1 protein-coding gene is annotated in these 458 nt (G+C 32.3%); it reads left to right on the top strand.

Annotated elements, in window-relative coordinates:
- The coding region (locus tag IC221_RS29345) for a transposase (protein ID WP_188172333.1) at window positions 1-458 on the top strand (458 nt) is incomplete at both ends.

The following is a 458-nucleotide window of genomic DNA, read 5'->3' as shown; positions in this document are numbered from 1 at the left end:
TAAAAATCAACTAAGTATTTTTCCAACTCAATTGGATAGCTTAATACCTCAAGATCATATATGCAGAGCAATTGACTCCTTTGTAGAAGGCTTACCAATGAATTTAGTAGGTAAGTATTTTTTAAATAAACCTTCAAATGAAGGAGGTCGTCCTGCTTATCATCCAAAACTAATTTTGAAACTTCTTCTTTATAGTTACACTACCCCGTATAGATCTAGTCATGAGCTTGAGAAACTAGCCAAAGAATCAATACCATGTATGTGGCTCCTTTCTGGTGAAACACCGGATCATGCTACCATTTCTAGGTTTCGGAGTAAATATCTAAAAGATGTTTTGGAAGATATACATGTTAATTTAGTCTTGAATTTAGCAAAGCATGAATTAGTGAATTTAGAAGAATATGTTTTAGATGGCACCCTAATTAATGCTAATGCCAATAAGTATAAAACAGTATTTA

The organism is Flammeovirga sp. EKP202, from assembly GCF_014534745.1.
Classification (GTDB): Bacteria; Bacteroidota; Bacteroidia; order Cytophagales; family Flammeovirgaceae; genus Flammeovirga.
Note: the sequence above shows the minus strand (reverse complement) of the source record. Positions and strands in the feature narration are given on the sequence as shown.